Source organism: Streptomyces venezuelae (genome assembly GCF_008642355.1).
Classification (GTDB): domain Bacteria; phylum Actinomycetota; class Actinomycetes; order Streptomycetales; family Streptomycetaceae; genus Streptomyces; species Streptomyces venezuelae_B.
In genome coordinates this window covers 5043351-5059847 of sequence record NZ_CP029193.1, presented here as the reverse complement: position 1 = coordinate 5059847, position 16497 = coordinate 5043351, and the positions used below count along the sequence as shown (strand labels likewise).

General features: G+C 72.4%; 15 protein-coding genes. 7 read left to right on the top strand and 8 right to left on the bottom strand.

Going from position 1 to position 16497, the window contains the following annotated elements:
- The first annotated feature begins 20 nt into the window (after positions 1 to 20).
- From DEJ47_RS23560 to DEJ47_RS23550, 3 genes are read left to right on the top strand one after another with little or no spacing between them, the layout of a single operon-like run.
- A complete protein-coding gene (locus DEJ47_RS23560; protein ID WP_150171360.1) occupies positions 21 to 998 on the top strand; it encodes a glycosyltransferase family 2 protein in 978 nt (325 codons plus the stop codon).
- The gene (locus tag DEJ47_RS23555; protein ID WP_150171359.1) at positions 998 to 2371 is read left to right on the top strand and encodes a polysialyltransferase family glycosyltransferase; all 1374 of its coding nucleotides are present in this window, start codon (positions 998 to 1000) and stop codon (positions 2369 to 2371) included. The genes DEJ47_RS23560 and DEJ47_RS23555 overlap by 1 nt, the downstream gene beginning before the upstream one ends.
- Positions 2368 to 3534, top strand: a complete 1167-nt coding sequence (locus DEJ47_RS23550; protein ID WP_150171357.1) for an acyltransferase family protein — start codon at positions 2368 to 2370, stop codon at positions 3532 to 3534. Before DEJ47_RS23555 ends, DEJ47_RS23550 begins: the two co-directional genes overlap by 4 nt.
- Here the strand turns inward: DEJ47_RS23550 and DEJ47_RS23545 are convergent.
- The gene (locus tag DEJ47_RS23545; RefSeq protein ID WP_150171355.1) at positions 3512 to 4174 is read right to left on the bottom strand and encodes a TetR/AcrR family transcriptional regulator C-terminal domain-containing protein; all 663 of its coding nucleotides are present in this window, start codon (positions 4172 to 4174) and stop codon (positions 3512 to 3514) included. The genes DEJ47_RS23550 and DEJ47_RS23545 overlap by 23 nt on opposite strands.
- A 29-nt stretch (positions 4175 to 4203) precedes the next feature.
- Between DEJ47_RS23545 and DEJ47_RS23540 the strand changes: the two genes are divergently transcribed.
- Positions 4204 to 5670, top strand: coding sequence for an FAD-dependent monooxygenase (locus tag DEJ47_RS23540; protein ID WP_190415522.1), 1467 nt, complete (start codon positions 4204 to 4206; stop codon positions 5668 to 5670).
- 34 nt (positions 5671 to 5704) lie between these two features.
- Positions 5705 to 6175, top strand: coding sequence for a MarR family winged helix-turn-helix transcriptional regulator (locus DEJ47_RS23535; protein WP_150171353.1), 471 nt, complete (start codon positions 5705 to 5707; stop codon positions 6173 to 6175).
- 27 nt (positions 6176 to 6202) lie between these two features.
- On the opposite strand, the gene leuE is transcribed toward DEJ47_RS23535, so the two are convergent.
- Both leuE and DEJ47_RS23525 read right to left on the bottom strand, forming a co-directional pair.
- On the bottom strand, positions 6203 to 6865 hold the full coding sequence (gene leuE, locus DEJ47_RS23530; protein ID WP_150171351.1) for a leucine efflux protein LeuE: 663 nt from the start codon (positions 6863 to 6865) through the stop codon (positions 6203 to 6205).
- A gap of 95 nt (positions 6866 to 6960) precedes the next feature.
- Positions 6961 to 8541 carry a methylmalonyl-CoA mutase gene (locus DEJ47_RS23525; protein ID WP_150171349.1) on the bottom strand — a complete coding sequence of 527 codons (1581 nt, stop codon included), beginning with the start codon at positions 8539 to 8541 and terminating at the stop codon, positions 6961 to 6963.
- Between the two features lie 135 nt (positions 8542 to 8676).
- Here DEJ47_RS23525 and DEJ47_RS23520 point away from each other — a divergent pair, with 135 nt between their 5' ends.
- Positions 8677 to 9552 carry a L,D-transpeptidase family protein gene (locus DEJ47_RS23520; protein ID WP_150171347.1) on the top strand — a complete coding sequence of 292 codons (876 nt, stop codon included), beginning with the start codon at positions 8677 to 8679 and terminating at the stop codon, positions 9550 to 9552.
- A gap of 174 nt (positions 9553 to 9726) precedes the next feature.
- On the opposite strand, the gene DEJ47_RS23515 is transcribed toward DEJ47_RS23520, so the two are convergent.
- The 5 genes from DEJ47_RS23515 to DEJ47_RS23495 all read right to left on the bottom strand — a co-directional run bounded on the left by DEJ47_RS23515 (position 9727) and on the right by DEJ47_RS23495 (position 13550).
- Entirely contained in the window at positions 9727 to 10908 is a 1182-nt protein-coding gene (locus DEJ47_RS23515) for a hypothetical protein (RefSeq protein WP_150171344.1), read from the bottom strand.
- On the bottom strand, positions 10908 to 11573 hold the full coding sequence (locus tag DEJ47_RS23510; protein ID WP_150171343.1) for an RNA polymerase sigma factor: 666 nt from the start codon (positions 11571 to 11573) through the stop codon (positions 10908 to 10910). The genes DEJ47_RS23515 and DEJ47_RS23510 overlap by 1 nt, the downstream gene beginning before the upstream one ends.
- Positions 11574 to 11806: 233 nt before the next feature.
- Positions 11807 to 12004, bottom strand: a complete 198-nt coding sequence (locus tag DEJ47_RS23505) for a hypothetical protein (protein WP_150171341.1) — start codon at positions 12002 to 12004, stop codon at positions 11807 to 11809.
- Between the two features lie 19 nt (positions 12005 to 12023).
- A complete protein-coding gene (locus DEJ47_RS23500; protein ID WP_150171339.1) occupies positions 12024 to 12614 on the bottom strand; it encodes an RNA polymerase sigma factor in 591 nt (196 codons plus the stop codon).
- A 114-nt stretch (positions 12615 to 12728) separates the two neighbouring features.
- The gene (locus tag DEJ47_RS23495; RefSeq protein ID WP_150171337.1) at positions 12729 to 13550 is read right to left on the bottom strand and encodes a hypothetical protein; all 822 of its coding nucleotides are present in this window, start codon (positions 13548 to 13550) and stop codon (positions 12729 to 12731) included.
- 340 nt (positions 13551 to 13890) lie between these two features.
- On the opposite strand from DEJ47_RS23495, the gene DEJ47_RS23490 reads away from it, so the two are divergent.
- Entirely contained in the window at positions 13891 to 16488 is a 2598-nt protein-coding gene (locus DEJ47_RS23490; protein ID WP_223828468.1) for an FG-GAP-like repeat-containing protein, read from the top strand.
- Positions 16489 to 16497: the final 9 nt, after the last annotated feature.

Here is a 16497-nt window from a genome sequence, read left to right as displayed (position 1 = left end):
CGACACCTAACGTCACCCACGTGGTTAAGCTCTCCGTCATCGTGCCGTTCTACAACGTGCAGCAATACGCGCCCGACACTCTGAGGAGTCTGCGTGCGAACGCACGTGACGACTTCGAATTCATTCTCGTCGACGACTGCTCGCGCGACGAGACCCCGGACATCCTGGAGCGTGCGGCGCGGGAGCTTCCCGGCGCCGTCCACCTCCGCCATGAGACGAACGGGGGCCTCGCGACCGCCCGCAACACGGGACTCGACGCGGCCCGCGGCGAGTACCTGACCTTCCTGGACGGCGACGACTGGCTCGCACCCGGGTATTTCAGCCGACTCGTCGCCGCCATCGAGGACTTGGGCTGCGACTTCGTCCGTACCGACCATGTGCAGTGCACCGCGCGGGCCCGTTCCGTGCACCGCGTCCCGCACGGCAGGCGCGGTGTCGTCATGAACCCGCGCGACGTGATACTGCCCGCCGACCGCTCGACCTCCGTCGACTACGCGTACGCCTGGGCCGGCATCTACCACCGCCGTCTCGCGGACGCGGGACTGCTCCACTTCACCGACGGGCTGCGCACCGCCGAGGACAGGCCGTGGATCTGGCGGCTGCACCGCGAGGCGGAATCCTTCGCCGCGGTCGGTCTGCTCGGCGTGTTCTACCGGCGCGGCGTCGCCTCTTCACTGACCCAGATCGGTGACGTACGCCAGCTCGATTTCATCAAGGCATTCGACCAGGTCGTACAGGAAACAGCGGCGGACCGGGACGCGGACGAACTGCTGCCGAAGGCCGTACGAACATATTGCGCGATCATCTCCCACCATTTGGGATCCATCGAAAGGTTCGAGCCACCCGTGGCGCGGAAATTGAAGTCAATGAGTGCGGCCGCCCTGAAGCGGATGCCGCAGGGCGTTCTCGACGACGCGCTCGACTCCATGGACCTCCAGCGTGCGACGCGGCTGCGCAGGCTGCGGCGGCGCCCGGTCTCGGCGGAGGTGGCCGCGTAATGGCGTCCCCTTCCCCCGGCAGGACGCAGATCTTCCTCGCGTCCACGCTGTACGGCGTCGCCACGCTCGCCGCTGCCCTGGACGCCGACCGGTTCGGGCCCGCCGACCGGCGGATCCTCCTGGTCAGCAACAACGCGGCGACGCCCGAGACGACGACGCCCCTCGACGAGATGCCGGGCTTCGAGCGGCTGCGCGGCCGGTTCGACGAGGTGCGCTCCTGGAACGAGGCCATCGCCCCCTTCCACCCCGGCGGCTGGGCCCCGCGCGGCGACGACGTCGTGCTCTGGGAGCGCTACGTACGGATGCTCTGGGACCTCGGGGACGACGAGATCGAGCTGGCCGTCGAGTCCATCCAGGTCAACCCGGCGCTCGCGCTCGCGCAGATCTTCACGGGCGTCCCCGTGGACGTCTACGCCGACGGCCTGATGAGCTACGGCCCCACCCGCAACAAGATCGACCCGCTGGTCGGCACGCGCGTGCGGCGCCTGCTCCACCTGGACCTGGTGCCGGGGCTCACCCCGCTCCTGCTCACCGAGTTCGGCGTCGCCCCCGAGGTCGTACCGACCGACGCGTTCCTGAAGGTGCTCGCCGAACTGACGGAGGAGCCGGTGGAGTTGCCGGAGCTGCCCGACGGCGAGGCACCCGTCCTCGTCCTCGGCCAGTACCTCTCCGCGCTCTCCATCCTCACCGCCGAGGAAGAGGAGGAGCTGCACATCCGCATGGTGCGCGGCGCCGCCTCGCTCGGTCACCGGCACGTCGTGTTCAAGCCTCACCCCACGGCGCCGGCCCGTTGGTCGCGCGCCCTGGAGAAGGAGGCACGGACGATCGGTGTCGAGCTGACCGTGCTCGACTCGCCCGTGCTCGCCGAGGTGCTCTACCAGCGGATGCGGCCCGCGCTCGTCGTCGGCTGCTTCTCCACGGCGCTGCTCACGGCGTCCGCGCTGTACGGCCTGCCCGCCGCCCGCACCGGCACGGACCTCCTCCTGGAGCGCCTCGCGCCCTACCAGAACAGCAACCGCGTCCCCGTCACGATCGTCGACGCGCTGCTGCCCGAGATCACCGACGGCACGGCGGTCGCCGCACAGGAGGCCGGTCTCGGCACCGGCGAGCTGACGAACCTCCTCAAGGCCGTCGGTTTCGCGATGCAGCCGCAGATCTATCCGCGGCTGCGCCCCGAGGCCGAGCGCTACCTCGCCCGGAACCTGGACGCCCACACCTGGCGCTACTTCAAGCGGCGCCGGCTCACCGCGCTCGCCCTGCCCGGCGCCGTCCCCTCGCAGCTCGCGTTCATCCCGCGCAACGCGGCCGTCCGGCGCGTCGCGCGCCGTGCGCGCTCCGTGCAGCGCTCGCTCAAGCGGACCGCGCTCGGATGACCACTCCCGGACCCACGCTCCCGAAGCTCATACCGGGCGCGGAACATGCCCGACGTACGGTTCCGGCCGCTGCCGCCGTACCCAAGCGCGGCAAGCCGCGGCTGCGCGCCCTCGACGGGCTGCGCCTCGTCGCGGCGCTCATGGTCGCCGCGTACCACTACGGCGGCCGTGACGGCGAGATCGCCGAGGCCTGGGGCAGCTCCCCCAAGGCACAGTTCCCGACGGCGAGCGAGTGGTTCGCGTACGGCTGTCTCGGCGTGCAGATCTTCTTCGTGATCAGCGGCTTCGTCATCTGCATGAGCGGCTGGGGCAGACCCATGCGCTCGTTCTTCGCGTCCCGCGCCTCCCGTCTCCTGCCGTCGTACTGGGCGGCGATCGTCCTGGTGACGGCGGTCTTCGCGCTGCCCGCCGTCACCTACGCGGCGGTCTCGCCGAGCGACGCGCTGGTCAACCTCACCATGCTGCAGCAGCCGCTGGGCGCGGACCGGGTGCTCGGCGTGTGCTGGACGCTCTGGGCCGAGCTCCGCTTCTACGCGCTGTTCGCCCTGTGCGTGGTCATGCCGGGCGCGACCCGCGCGCGCGTGGTGCTGTTCTGCGCCGTGTGGACGCTGGCCGCGGCCATGTCGGAGGCCGCGAACGAGCCGCTCCTCGACCTGGTCCTGATGCCCGAGTACGCGCCCTTCTTCGTCGGCGGCATCGGCATCTACCTGATCCACCGCGACCGACGCGACCTCACGGCGTGGGGCATCACCGGGGTGAGCTGGCTGATCGGCCAGCACTACGCCGTCGACCGGCTCTGGCACGCGCCGAACCCGGACTTCTTCTCCTACCGCTCCTCCGTCGGGATCATGGCGGTGGTCACGGCCGGTTTCCTCGCGGTGCTCCTCATCGCGCTCGGGCACCTGGACCGGGCGAACTGGCGGTGGCTGACCGTGGCCGGCGCGCTGACGTACCCCTTCTACCTGGTGCACGAGCACCTGGGCTGGGTGACGGTCGAGGCGCTGCACCGGCACGTGGGCCTGCCGTCCCACGCGACGTTCGGCCTGACGATCGTCGCCATGCTGGCCCTCGCGTGGCTCCTGAACCGGTACGTCGAGGAGCGGCTGACCCCGCTGATCCGCAACGGCCTCAACCGGAGCCTCACTCCGGGCCCGTCGAAGTAGCGAGCGTCGCGCCGATCCCCGTCACGATCGCCGCGAGCCCTTCCTCGAAGCCGCGGTCGTGCGAGCGGAACATCACCTCGCCCGCCGCCGCGGCCAGCGGGTACGCGGCGAGGCGCTCGGCGCGCGCCGCGAGGTCGTAGCCGCCTTCGCCGCGGCCGGGCGCCGGGCCCGCCGCCTGCTCCTCGACGACGAACCCGATCGTGTAGCTGTACGCGGTGACCCAGGCGCGCGCGGCCGCGTCCGGCGCGAATCCCGCTCCGGCGAGGACCCGCAGATGGGCCTCCATGGGGGCCGCGTACGACAGGTCCGTGTAATGCGTACCGCTGAAGACCTTCGCGCCGTCGCGGTAGCGCAGCAGGTGGGCGCGCAGGCCCCGCATCGCGGCGGTGAGCGCGACCCGCCAGTCGGCGTCCGGCGTGGACAGGAAGTCCTCGCTCATCCGCCGCATCATCTCGGTCGCCATCTCGTCGAGCAGCGCCTGCTTGTCCTTGAAGTGCCAGTACAGCGCGGGAGCCTTGACGTCGAGGCGCTGGGCGATGGCGCGCAGCGTCAGCCCTTCCAGGCCCGTGTCGTTCAGCAGGTCGAGCGCGGTGCGCGCCACTCGGGTCCGGTCCAGTTTCGTCGTCGCCACCTTGACAATTTAACACCGTTAAGCTCAGGCTTCGACGCATGGAACTTAACGACGTTAAGGAAACAGTCGGCACCGCCGTGCCGACCGGCGTGCTCATCGTGGGCGCGGGCCCCACCGGCCTCGCCCTCGCCTGCGACCTGGCGCGCCGCGACGTGCCCGCGCTCGTCGTCGAGCGCGCCCCCCGCCTCTTCCCCGGCTCGCGCGGCAAGGGGCTGCAACCCCGCACCATGGAGATCTTCGACGACCTGGGCGTCGTCGGCGCGGTCCTCGCGTCGGGTGGCCGCATCCCCGTCGGCATGGTGTGGCGGGACGGGGAACGGCAGGGCGAACACCGGATGTTCGACGAACCCGAGCCGACGGAAACCGCGCCGTACACCACGCCGTGGATGCTCCCCCAGTGGCGCACGCAGGAGATCCTCCTGGCCCGCCTGCGGGAGCTGGGCGGCGACGTCGCGTTCGGCACGGAGGTGACGGGCCTGGCCCAGGACGCCGACGGGGTCACCGCACGGCTCTCGACGGGGACGTCGGTGCGCGCGGCGTACGCCGTGGCGGCGGACGGCGGCCGTTCCTCCCTCCGCCGGGAGCTGGGCATCACCATGTCCGGCGAGACCGTGGACCCGAACCCCGTCCTCGTGGCGGACATCCGCGTCCCCGCGCTGGACCGCGACAACTGGCACATGTTCCCGGCGGCCGACGACAGCGGCCCGCAAACGGCGCTCTGCCCGCTCGCCGGTACGCACGACTTCCAGCTGACCGCGCAGCTCCCCGCGGGGACGACGCCCGACCTGTCCCCCCAGGGCGTACGCGACCTCGTCGCCGCCCGTACGCACCTGACCGCGGACGACGTGACCGAAGTCCGCTGGTCCTCCGACTTCCGGCCGCGCGCGGCGCTGGCGGCCCGCTTCCGCGAGGGGCGCGTCTTCCTGGCCGGGGACGCGGCGCACGTCCACTCGCCGGCGGGCGGCCAGGGCCTCAACACGAGCGTCCAGGACGCGTACAACCTGGGCTGGAAGCTGGGTGCGGTGCTGCGGCACGGGGGGCCGGACGCCCTTCTCGACACGTACGAGGAGGAGCGGCTGCCCAACGCCGCGCAGATGCTGGGCCTGTCCACCCGCATCCACCGCGGCGAGGCGCGCCGCGGCGCGGCCACGCGCCAGCTCGGCATCGGCTACCGCGAGAGTTCACTGGCGGCGGAGACGCGCGAGAACGTCCCGGAGGGCGCGCTGCGGGCGGGTGACCGGGCGCCGGACGGCCCGTACGGCACGGGCACCCTCTTCGACGCGTTCCGGGGCCCGCACTTCACACTGCTGGCGGTGGGCACGGACACGGAACGTCCGCCACTTCCCGGCGAGTTGGTGCGCTCCCACGCGATCCCGGCGTACGAGCCCTACGGCAAGGGGCTGTTCCTCGTCCGCCCGGACGGATACGTCGGCTGGGCGGGCACGGACGCGCGGGACGGCCTCACCGCGTACCTGGCGCGTTGTGGAGTCCCCGTCACCCCTTGACCTCAAGTCTTCTTGAGGTTCTACGTTCAGGGGCATGACAGCATTCGCGTACTCGCACAGTGACCGGGACCTCGTCGACCAGCCCGTCGGCTACTGGAGTTCCGCCGCCGGCACGGCCGTCGTCCACCACATCCGCACCATGCTCGCCGAGATGGGACTGACCCAGCCCCAGTGGTGGATCCTCAACCAGCTCCTCCAGGCCCCCGAGGGCAGACCCCGGGACGAGGTCGTGGCCGTCCTGAAGGGCTACCTGGAGGTCGGTGAGGGCGCCCTGGTGCACAACATCGACGCCCTGCGCGACCGCGGCCTCGTCAGCGAGGTCCCCGGGACCGGCCGCATCACCCTCACCGACGAGGGCCGCGCCCTCCGGGCGCGCGTCGCCGAGCGCCAGAAGGCGGTCCGCGCCCAGATCCACGAGGGCATCACGGACGAGGACTACGTCCGCACGCTGAAGGTCCTCCAGCGCATGATCCACAACGTGGGGGGCTCGGCCTGGCACCACTGAGAGCCACGACGCGTCACCGGGCGGCGGTCACACGCTGCTGATCGACAGCTTCACCGCGAAGCCGAGGAACAGGGCGCCCGCCGCCGACGTGGCCCCGGCCGAGAGGCGCTTGCGGCGGCGGAACGCGGCCGAGAGCCTCGTACCGCTGAAGATCAGAGCCGTGAGGTAGAGGACGCTCGCGATCTGGGCGAAGGCGCCGAGCACGATGAAGGAGAGGGCGGGGTAGGCGTAGCCCGGGTCGACGAACTGGACGAAGAAGGCGATGAAGAACAGGATCGCCTTCGGGTTGAGCAGGCTGATCACCAGCGCCCTGCGGAACGGTCGCTCCCCCGCCGCCGCGTCGCCCCGCTCCGGCCCCGCCGCACTCTCCGCGGTCCGCTCCTGCCGCGCCTTCCACATGCTCCACGCCGCCCGCATCATCCCGACCGCGAGCCAGGTCAGGTACCCGGCGCCCGCGTACTTCACGATCCCGAAGAGCAGCGCGTTGGCCTGCAGCAGCGAGGCGACGCCTGCCGCCGACAGCGTCATCAGGACGGCGTCCCCGCACCAGACGCCCGCGGCGGCCGTATAGCCGGTGCGGACGCCGCGGCGGGCGGCGACGGAGAGCACGTACAGCGAGTTCGGCCCCGGCAGCAGAATGATCAGGGCGAGGCCCGCGAGATAGGTCGGAAGATCGGTGACACCCAGCATGGCCGGAGTGTCGCACGGGTGTGCGGCACGGGACGTGTGTGTCCGTTTGACGGACACGGGCACCGGGGTGGAGAAGTCCGGCCCGCCGCATCCCCTCAGAACGCGTCCGCCGGCACGTAGGCCCCCCACACCTCCCGCAGCGCGTCGCACACCTCGCCCACGGTGGCCTTCGCCCGCAGCGCCTCCTTCATCGGGTACAGGACGTTCGTCTCCCCCTTCGCCGCCTCCTGGAGAGCCGCGAGGGCCGAGCGCACCGCGCCGCCGTCCCGCTCCGCGCGCAGCCGGGCGAGGCGGGCGGCCTGCTGGGCCTCGATGGCGGGGTCGACGCGCAGCGGCTCGTACGGTTCCTCCTCGTCGAGGCGGAAGCGGTTGACGCCGACCACGACGCGCTCGCCGCTGTCCGTCTCCTGCGCGATGCGGTACGCGTTGCGCTCGATCTCGGCCTTCTGGAAGCCCTGCTCGATCGCGTGCACGGCGCCGCCCAGGTCCTCGACGCGCCGCATCAGATCGAGTGCCGCGCCCTCCACGTCGTCGGTCATGCTCTCCACGACGTACGACCCGGCGAAGGGGTCCACCGTCGCCGTCACATCCGTCTCGTACGCGAGGACCTGCTGGGTGCGCAGCGCGAGGCGGGCCGACTTGTCTGTGGGGAGCGCGATGGCCTCGTCGAAGGAGTTGGTGTGCAGCGACTGGGTGCCGCCGAGGACCGCGCCGAGTCCCTGGACGGCGACGCGGACGAGGTTCACCTCGGGCTGCTGGGCGGTGAGCTGGACACCCGCCGTCTGCGTGTGGAAGCGCAGCATCAGGGACTTGGGGTTCCGCGCGCCGAACTCCTCCCGCATCACGCGGGCCCAGATGCGCCGGGCCGCACGGAACTTGGCGACCTCTTCCAGGATCGTCGTACGCGCCACGAAGAAGAAGGAAAGGCGCGGCGCGAAGTCGTCCACATCCATGCCGGCCGCGACCGCCGTGCGGACGTACTCGATGCCGTCGGCCAGCGTGAACGCGATCTCCTGCGCGGGCGAGGCACCCGCCTCCGCCATGTGGTAGCCGGAGATCGAGATGGTGTTCCACTTCGGCAGCTCGGCGCGGCAGTACCGGAAGGTGTCCGCGACCAGCCGCAGGGACGGCTGGGGCGGGAAGATGTACGTGCCGCGCGCGATGTACTCCTTGAGCACGTCGTTCTGGATGGTGCCGGTCAGCCGGTCGGCGGCGATGCCCTGTTCCTCGGCGACCAGTTGGTAGAGGAGGAGCAGCAGCGCGGCCGGTGCGTTGATCGTCATCGACGTGGAGACCTTGTCCAGCGGGATGCCGCCGAACAGGACCCGCATGTCGTCGAGGGAGTCGACGGCGACGCCCACCTTGCCGACCTCGCCGCTCGCGATCGGGGCGTCGGAGTCGTGGCCCATCTGGGTCGGCAGGTCGAAGGCGACGGACAGGCCGGTGGTGCCGTGTTCGATCAGCTGCCGGTAGCGGGCGTTGGACTCGGCGGCGGTGCCGAAGCCCGCGTACTGGCGCATCGTCCAGGGGCGGCCGGTGTACATCGTGGGATACACGCCACGGGTGAAGGGGTACGCGCCGGGGGCGCCGAGCTTCTCCGCCGGGTCCCAGCCGGCCGGATCCCCGGGGCCGTACACGGGTTCGATGGGCAGTCCTGATTCCGACTTGTGGGTCATGCGTCCAGCTTGCGCCCGCGTCGGCGACGCGTCACTCGCGGCAAACCGGGAAACACTTCGAGGTGTGTGGGGCATGGTGTCCATGGAGTTGTCCACGAAGCAGTCCACGAAGTCGTCTATGAGCACGGGGGCGTGATGGGCAGGGGCGCGATATCTGCGGGGGCCGTGGCGGCACTGGTCCTGGTGGCGGGGTGCAAGGCCGTCGCGGTGGACGCGGAAGGGGGGCCGGGCGGCGAGGACGGGAAGCCGGGAAGGACGGCGACGCGTACACCGGACCGGGCACCGGACCGGACTACGGCGCAGAAACCCACGAAGACCCCGGCGCGGGATCCGGCGCCGCGCACCCCGACACACACTCCCCCACCCGCGCCCGAGCCCGGGAGGACGCTCATGGAGCAGGGGGACGAGGGCAAGCAGGTGCGGGAGCTGCAGGCGAGGCTGCGGCAGATCGCCTGGTTCGGCGGGAACCCGACCGGGACGTACGGGCCCGTCACCGCCGCCGCGGTCAAGGGCTTCCAGGCCAAGCGCGGCCTGGCCGTCACGGGCGTCACGGACACCGTCACCTGGGGCAGGCTGCTCGGCATGACGCGCGAGCCGACGCGGTCCGAGCTGTACGCGGCAGGCGGGATGCCGCCCGCGAAACCCGACAAGCGGTGTCTGACGGGACGGGTCCTGTGCATCGCCAAGAGCAGCCGCACCCTGACGTGGATGATCGACGGCAGGGCGGTCTCGACGATGGACGTGCGGTTCGGGTCGCAGTACACGCCGACCCGCGAGGGCACGTTCGACGTCTACTGGAAGTCCCGGCACCACGTCTCGACGCTCTACGACACCCCCATGCCGTACGCGATGTTCTTCAGCGGCGGCCAGGCCGTGCACTTCTCGGCGGACTTCGCGGCCAGGGGGTACGCGGGCGGCTCGCACGGGTGCGTGAACGTCAGGGACAAGAAGAAGATCGCGAGTCTGTTCGCGCAGGTGCGGACCGGCGACCGGGTCGTCATCTACAAGTGAGGCGGCGTGGGCGGGATCGGGGGAACGTATCCCGCCCACGCCGGTGGCACGGAGCCGAAGGTACGGGGGGAACCCCCGGCTCGTGCGCGGGCCGATGACCAGTCGGCTCACTACTTACTGCGCCGGACGCTCGAAAAACGTCACACCTTTGCTGGAGCGGGGCGGCGGCGGACGTCAGGAGAAGTAGGGCAGCGCGCTGCGCGACGTCGTGGGGCCGGGGTAAGGAGCGGTGGGAGAGGTGACGGGCGGCACCTGGCCGCCGTCGCCGCCGGAGCCCCCGTCCTCCTCACCACCGTTCTCGCCGTCGTGGCCGCCGTCGTCCCCGTCGTGGCCGCCGTCGCCGCCGCCCTGGCCGCCGCTCTGGTCACCGCCACCGGGCCGGCCGCCACCGGCCCCACCGCCGCCGAGGATCCGGCCGCAGAACTCCTCCACCCGCTCCGGCCCCTTGGCCGCCTCTTCCAGGCGGCGGCGCTTCTTGCCCTGGAGGTCGCCGCTGCGGTAGGCGCGGCAGGCGACGACCACCTTGCGGTACCACTTGCGCGCCTCGTCGCGGCGGGGCGGCGCCGTCCTGTCGCCGGTCGGCTGCTGGGGTACGCCGGTGTGCTCGTCGTCCGCCTCGGCCTCCTGGGTCGGGCTGCTCACCGGTTCCTGGGACGACGTCGGGGTGTCGTCGGGTGCCGTCGTCTCGTCGGGCGAGAGGTCCTCGGACGGTTCGCGCGTCTCGCCGGGCGGGGTGGGCGGCGACTCCTCCGGGGTCGTGCCGGGCGACGCGGACGCGGCGGGGCCCGGACTGCTGTGCCCGCCGAAGGGTGAGGGAAGTACGCCCGTTCCCGCGGCCACCGCGACGCCGCCGAGCATGCAGGCGGCGAGGGCCGCGGCGACGCCGAGGCGTACGGGTCTTCCCCAGCGGGTGGGGCGCGGACGGTTGCCCGCGCGCCCCAGACGTACGGTCTCGCCCGCGGCGGCCTCGTGCGCGGGCGTCGCGAAGGGCGCGGTCCTGGAGCTGCCGCCGCGGACGGCGCCCGCCGCGTCCGCGCGCGCGGCACGGAAGGCGGCCAACGCGGCGGCCTCGCCCGGGAGCTCACCAAAGGAAGCAGGTTCACCGGAAGACGCGGGCTCACCGGAAGAAGCAGCTGCACCGGAAGAAGCGGCCACGCCCTGCTCGCCCGCGCCGCTCAGCGCCGACAGCGCCCGCGCGAGCCGCTCGGCCGCCGCGTTCGCCCGCGCATTCGCCTGCGCGTCCACTTCCGTGTCCGCATCCCCGTCCGAGGAGGAATCGATGCCTTCGAGGGGCTCCCCGCGCAGCAGACGCTCCGCCGCGTCGCGGTCCAGCCACTTGTGGTGCTCGTCGGCCATCACATGTCCTTCTGCGTCCGCGTACGCGATTGCGTCACACCGGCGGACGTCACCGCGCACCCGCGCGGTTCTCTCTGTGGCGGTACGGCGCCCAGCGCCTCCTTGGGATCGGCCCCCTCGGGACCGAGAAGTTCGGCGAGCCGCTTCAGGCCGCGGTGCGCCGCCGTGCGGACGGCTCCGGGCCGCTTGCCGAGGGTCCGCGCCGCGGTCTTCGCGTCGAGACCGACGACGACGCGGAGCACGACGGCCTCCGCCTGGTCCTGGGGGAGCTGCGCTATCAGGGCCAGCGCCTCGCTGGTGGCGAGGGACTCCATCGCCTCGCCCGCGGTGTCCGCGTCGGCCGGTTTCCCGGCCAGCTCCGACTCGTCGCCGCCCACGGCGGGCCTGCGGCCCCGCATGCGTATGTGGTCGAGGGCGCGGTTGCGCGCTATGCGCGCCGCCCAGCCCCGGAACCGGTCCGCGTCACCGCTGAACCGGTCGAGATCGCGCGCTATCTGCAGCCAGGCCTCGGAAGCGACGTCCTCGGCGTCCGGGTCGGCGACCAGCGTGCGTACGTACCCCAACAGCCGCGGGTGCACGGCGCGGTACACAGTCCGGAACGCGGTCTCGTCCCCGTCCTGCGCCGCAAGCACCGCGGCGGTCAGCTCCGCGTCGTCCCCCAGCACTCTCTCAATCCTGCCACTCGGAGATCTGCGCCCGGCCCCGGCGCGAACCAGCACGCTACGGGCTCGGACAGGCCTACGTCCATGTTTGTACAACGTGCAACTAGCGGGTGACAGCACGCGGTGTGACAGAAAACGCACGCGCGGCGCTGAAGAGAGTACGGACCGCACGCGGTTCGTACCGTGTACCGGCCGGGGCCTCTCCTGTGGGGGGTGGCGGCCCCGGCCGGCTCGGTTCACTTCACGCGGAGCCGTTCAAGGCCTCCTGCGACGATCTTCCGCCATCGGACGGGCACCGCGCTGTCCGCGCTCGGAGTGGCGAGCAGCCGCACCGTCCCTGCTTCCGCGGCACTCTCCACCGCCCCGTCCCCTTCGAGATCGATCCCGACCTCGGCGAGCTCACGCCTCCCCGCGCCGGCTGAGAAGCCCCGCACCCTGTCCGCGATCCCGCCTTCAGCTCCCGGACGCCCCCAGCCACTCCCCCAGCCTCCGCAGCCCCCGATGCGCCGCCGTCCGTACCGCGCCGGGTCGTTTGCCCAGGACCTGGGCTGCCGTCGGCGCGTCCAGGCCGACGACGACGCGGAGCAGGACCGCCTCCGCCTGGTCGGGGGGCAGGGCGGCGACCAGGGTCAGGACCCGTTCCGTGGAGATCGCCTCCAGGGCCGCCGCCGACGTGCTCGCGGGGTCCGGGAGTTCGAGGAGTTCGCGGTCGAGCGGGGCGGGGCGCGGGCGGGTGTTCAGGCGGCGCAGGTGGTCGAACGCGCGGTGGCGGGCGATCGTCGCGGTCCAGCCGCGGAACCCCGCGCCGTCCCCGCGGAACCGCCCGAGGTCCCTCGCGATCTCCAGCCACGCGTCGGCGGCGACGTCCTCCGCCGTCTCGCCGTCCGTGCCGACGAGGCCGCGCAGATAGCCGACGAGCCCCGGCTGGACCAGGCGGTACGCGACCGCGAACGCCGCCTCGTCGCCCTCCTGGGCCGCCGCGACGGCCCTGCCCAGCTCTTCGTCGTGCGCCTGTGCGCGACGGGGTCCCCCACCCTGGCCCAACCCGCTCCCATCCGGCCCGCTCGGGCACAGGTCCCCGTGCCTGTGCCTTCACGGTCGACTGCGTCGGAGGGGGCGGAAATGTCACAGCGGGACGTCCGCCGGGGGCCACGCGGGTCAGACCTCGAAGAGACCGCCGCCGGCCGGGCCGACCTTCGAGATGTCGACCGTCTCGGCGGCCGTCGGGGCCACCGCGGAGACCGGTTCCCCGTACTCCGACATGCGCATCTCCATGGTCCGGCCGTTCTCCTCCACCTCGGCGCCGAGGAGGTACGGCTTGCCCTTCGCCGCCACGTACACCGACGTCCTGTCCCCCTCCTCCTCGTTCTCGACGAGCGGGATGACGGCCGCGCCGTGCCGACGCGTCGCGGGGAGGGCCTTGATGACGTCGTTCGGGCCGGGGCTTCCCGGCATCGCACCGGTGAACTTGTCGAGGTCGCAGCTGTTCACCGGCATCACGCGCCTCGCGCCGCCGCCGGGTCCCGTCGGGATCTTCAGGTACTTCCCGCTCGCCAGCGCCGTCCGCTCCCGGACCCGCGCCGCCGTCTCGGGGCCGCGGGCCGCCGCCATCCGCCGGATCTCCGCGAGTGCCGCCTCGCTGAACCGCACGTACGTCGAACCGCCCGCGATCATGATGATGTCGCCGCGCTGCGCGGGCCCCGCGTCGAAGGTCCCCGTGCAGTTGCTGTTCCGGTCCATGAGGAGCGAGACCTTCTGGTGGCCCTTCGGGGTGTCCATCTCGACGCCGATGCGGACGGAGTCCGCGTCCCGGAACAGCGTCATCGCCTCGGTCGCGAGCTCCCTGCCGCGCCTCTCGTCCTCGGGCACGAGCTTTTCGAGGGTGCCTCCGGCGTACGTGACCTCGCGGTCCGTGCCGCAGGACGCGAGACCGCCCACGGCCGCGCCCACCGCGACGACACGGACCATGGTCCTGCGCAACCGCCCTCCGGCCGCCCACGCCCCGGTCCGCACTCGGTTCCCCACCCGTTCCCCCACTTCAAGCCCCGCCCGCGTCATGTACACGCGCATCAGCGCGCACCACTGTCACATGACCCAGCGCAGCGGCCCGCCTCCATGTCACCGCTGGGGCGTGCGGGATAGATCACGCGACAAATCGTCCGCGCCCCTACAACCCTTTCATCGCTTGATCAGTCTTACGGACTCGCTGTGTTCACCAGTTTTTCGCTGAGGGGTGGGGCAATTGAGCCCGCGCAAACCGCGCCAAAAGGCGCGTACCACGCATGCGTACCGACCGCTGAGTCTCAGGCGCAGGGCGTGGTTGACGATCGGAGCCGTCGCACTGAGCGGTGCGGGTGCGGTGACGTACGCGGTGGCCGGTCCCGGCGACGGGGAGGGGCCGGATCTCGATCCGCGCGCCAAGCGGCCGACGCGCGTGCACGACCTTCCGCTGGAGGCCGACGGCGCGACGAAGCGGGAGCTGCCGCGCACGTCGACCGAGCTCTTCTCCCTCCTCGGCGTCTCGTGGGACGGGGCCGGTGAGGAGCTTTCGGGCACGGCGCAGGTGCGCACGCGTGCCGTCGGCTCCGAGGTGTGGAGCGCCTGGCGGGCCCTCGACCTGGAGCGGCCACCCGCGGGGAAGGGCGAGGGCGGCAGGCGCGCCGCGTCCGATCCGCTGTGGGTCGGTCCCTCCGACGGCGTCGAGGTCCGCGTCGTCGCGGCCGACGGGTCGGCGAGCTCCGAGCTGCCCGAGGGGCTCCAGGTCGACCTCGTGGACCCGGGGGTGACGGCCGAGGAGGCGAAGAACCCGGCGCTCGACGGCGGTACGGGGACGCCCGGCGCCAAGCCCGGCACCTCCGGCACGCCCGCCCAGGGCACCGCCATGGCTCCCGCGGCCTTCGCCGCCGACGCCCCGTCCCCGACCCCCGCCGAACCGGACCCCACCCCCACCAAGCCGACGGCCCCGCCGTCGACGGTCACCCGGCCGCCCGTGATCGGCCGCGCGGCGTGGGGCGCCGACGAGTCCAGGGTCAAGGCGCCGCCGGAGTACATCGAGAAGGTCAAGGCGGTCTTCGTCCACCACACGGCCGGCTCGGACGACTACAGCTGCGCCGAGTCCCCGGCGCTGGTCCGCGGCATCATGACGTACCAGCTGGAGGTCGAGCACGGGAACGACCTCGGCTACAACTTCCTCGTGGACAAGTGCGGTCAGGTCTTCGAGGGCCGCGCGGGCGGCATCGACCTGCCGGTGCGGGGTGCGCACACCGAAGGCTTCGACGGTGACTCGACCGGTATCGCCGTCCTCGGCGACTTCGAGGGCGACCCGGCGACGAACAAGCCCGCGGGGAAGCCGAGCCGTGCCGCCGTGGAGTCGGTGGCGCGCGTGGCGGCATGGAAGCTCGGCCAGTACGGCGGCGACCCGGCCGGCAAGGTGACGCTGACCGCGGCGGACGACACCGGCGTGTGGAAGAAGGGCGACCAGGCGTCGCTGAACACCGTCTCCGGCCACAAGGACGGCTTCGCGACGCCCTGCCCCGGCAAGAACCTGTACGCGAAGCTCGGCGAGATACGCCGCTTCGCCAGCAGCGCGGGCCGCAACTCCGCCGCCCCGACCGCCGACTACAACCGCGACGGCATCACCGACCTGATCGCGGGCACCCCCAAGGCGTCCTCGAACCGCGGCAGCGTGACGGTCGTCCCCGGCGGCATCGGCGGACCGGTCGGCGCGTCGAAGATCTCCCTGACGCAGGCGAGCGAGGGCGTCCCCGGCGCCTCCGAGACCGGCGACGACTGGGGCGCGGCCACCGCGTGGGGCGACCTGAACGCGGACGGGTACGCCGACCTCGTGATCGGCGCCCCGGGCGAGGACGACACGTCCAACAAGGACCGCGGCGCGGTCACGATGCTGTACGGGCCGACGTTCACGTCCGGCACGGACATGCAGTTGTCGCCCGACTTCCACTACCCCGGCGCCCGCTTCGGCGCCGCGGTCGCGTCCGGCGACTTCAACGCCGACGGCAAGGCGGACGTGTTCGCCGCGTCGACCGGCACCGGCGGCTCGTGGGCCGCGCGGCTCGACCCGGAGCACGAGTCGGGCGGCAGCCTCACCAGGGGCGACACGGCCGTCTCGTACCCCGACGCCGCGTCCGGTGACTTCAACCGGGACGGTTACGCGGACGTCGCGCTGACCTACCGCGATCAGGCGGGCAAGGGCAAGGTCGCCTGGTTCAGGGGCGGTCGCTCGGGCCTCAGCCGGGTCGGCGTGCTCTCCGTGCCCGGTGGTCGCTCGGTCGCCGTGGGCGACGTCAACGGCAACGGCTACGACGACCTGGTCATCGGCCAGCCGTACACCGCCGAGTCGGGTGCCCACGCGGGCGGTCAGGTCACGGTGGTCCCCGGCACGTCGACGGGGTTCACGACGACCGGCATGAAGACGGTCCACCAGGCGACGTCCGGAGTCCCCGGCGCCGCCGAGTCGGGCGACGCCATGGGCTGGTCGGTCGCGGCGGGCGACTACGACCTCGACGGCTACGCGGACGTCCTGACGGGCGCCCCGGGCGAGGACATCACCCGCGCCGACAAGAACCGCGCGGACGCGGGCACGTCGCTGCTCCTGAAGGGGTCGGCGTCCGGTCTGACCGGTACGGGCGCGCGGGCCTTCTCGCAGGACGAGCCGGACGTGCCCGGTTCCACCGAGGCGGGCGACCGTCTCGGCTCGTCGGTGACGCTGGCCGACCTGTCGGGCACCGGCCGCGCGGACCTGGCGATCGGTGTCGAGGGCGAGGACGCCGGCGACGGCACGATCCTCCAGCTGGACAGCGGACCTTCGGGCGTTCCCGGTGCGAGCGGGGTCTACTACGGCCGTACCCTCCTGGGCACTCCGGCGGGCGCGAAGCTGGGCCAGTCGCTGACGCCGTAGCGGCGCCAC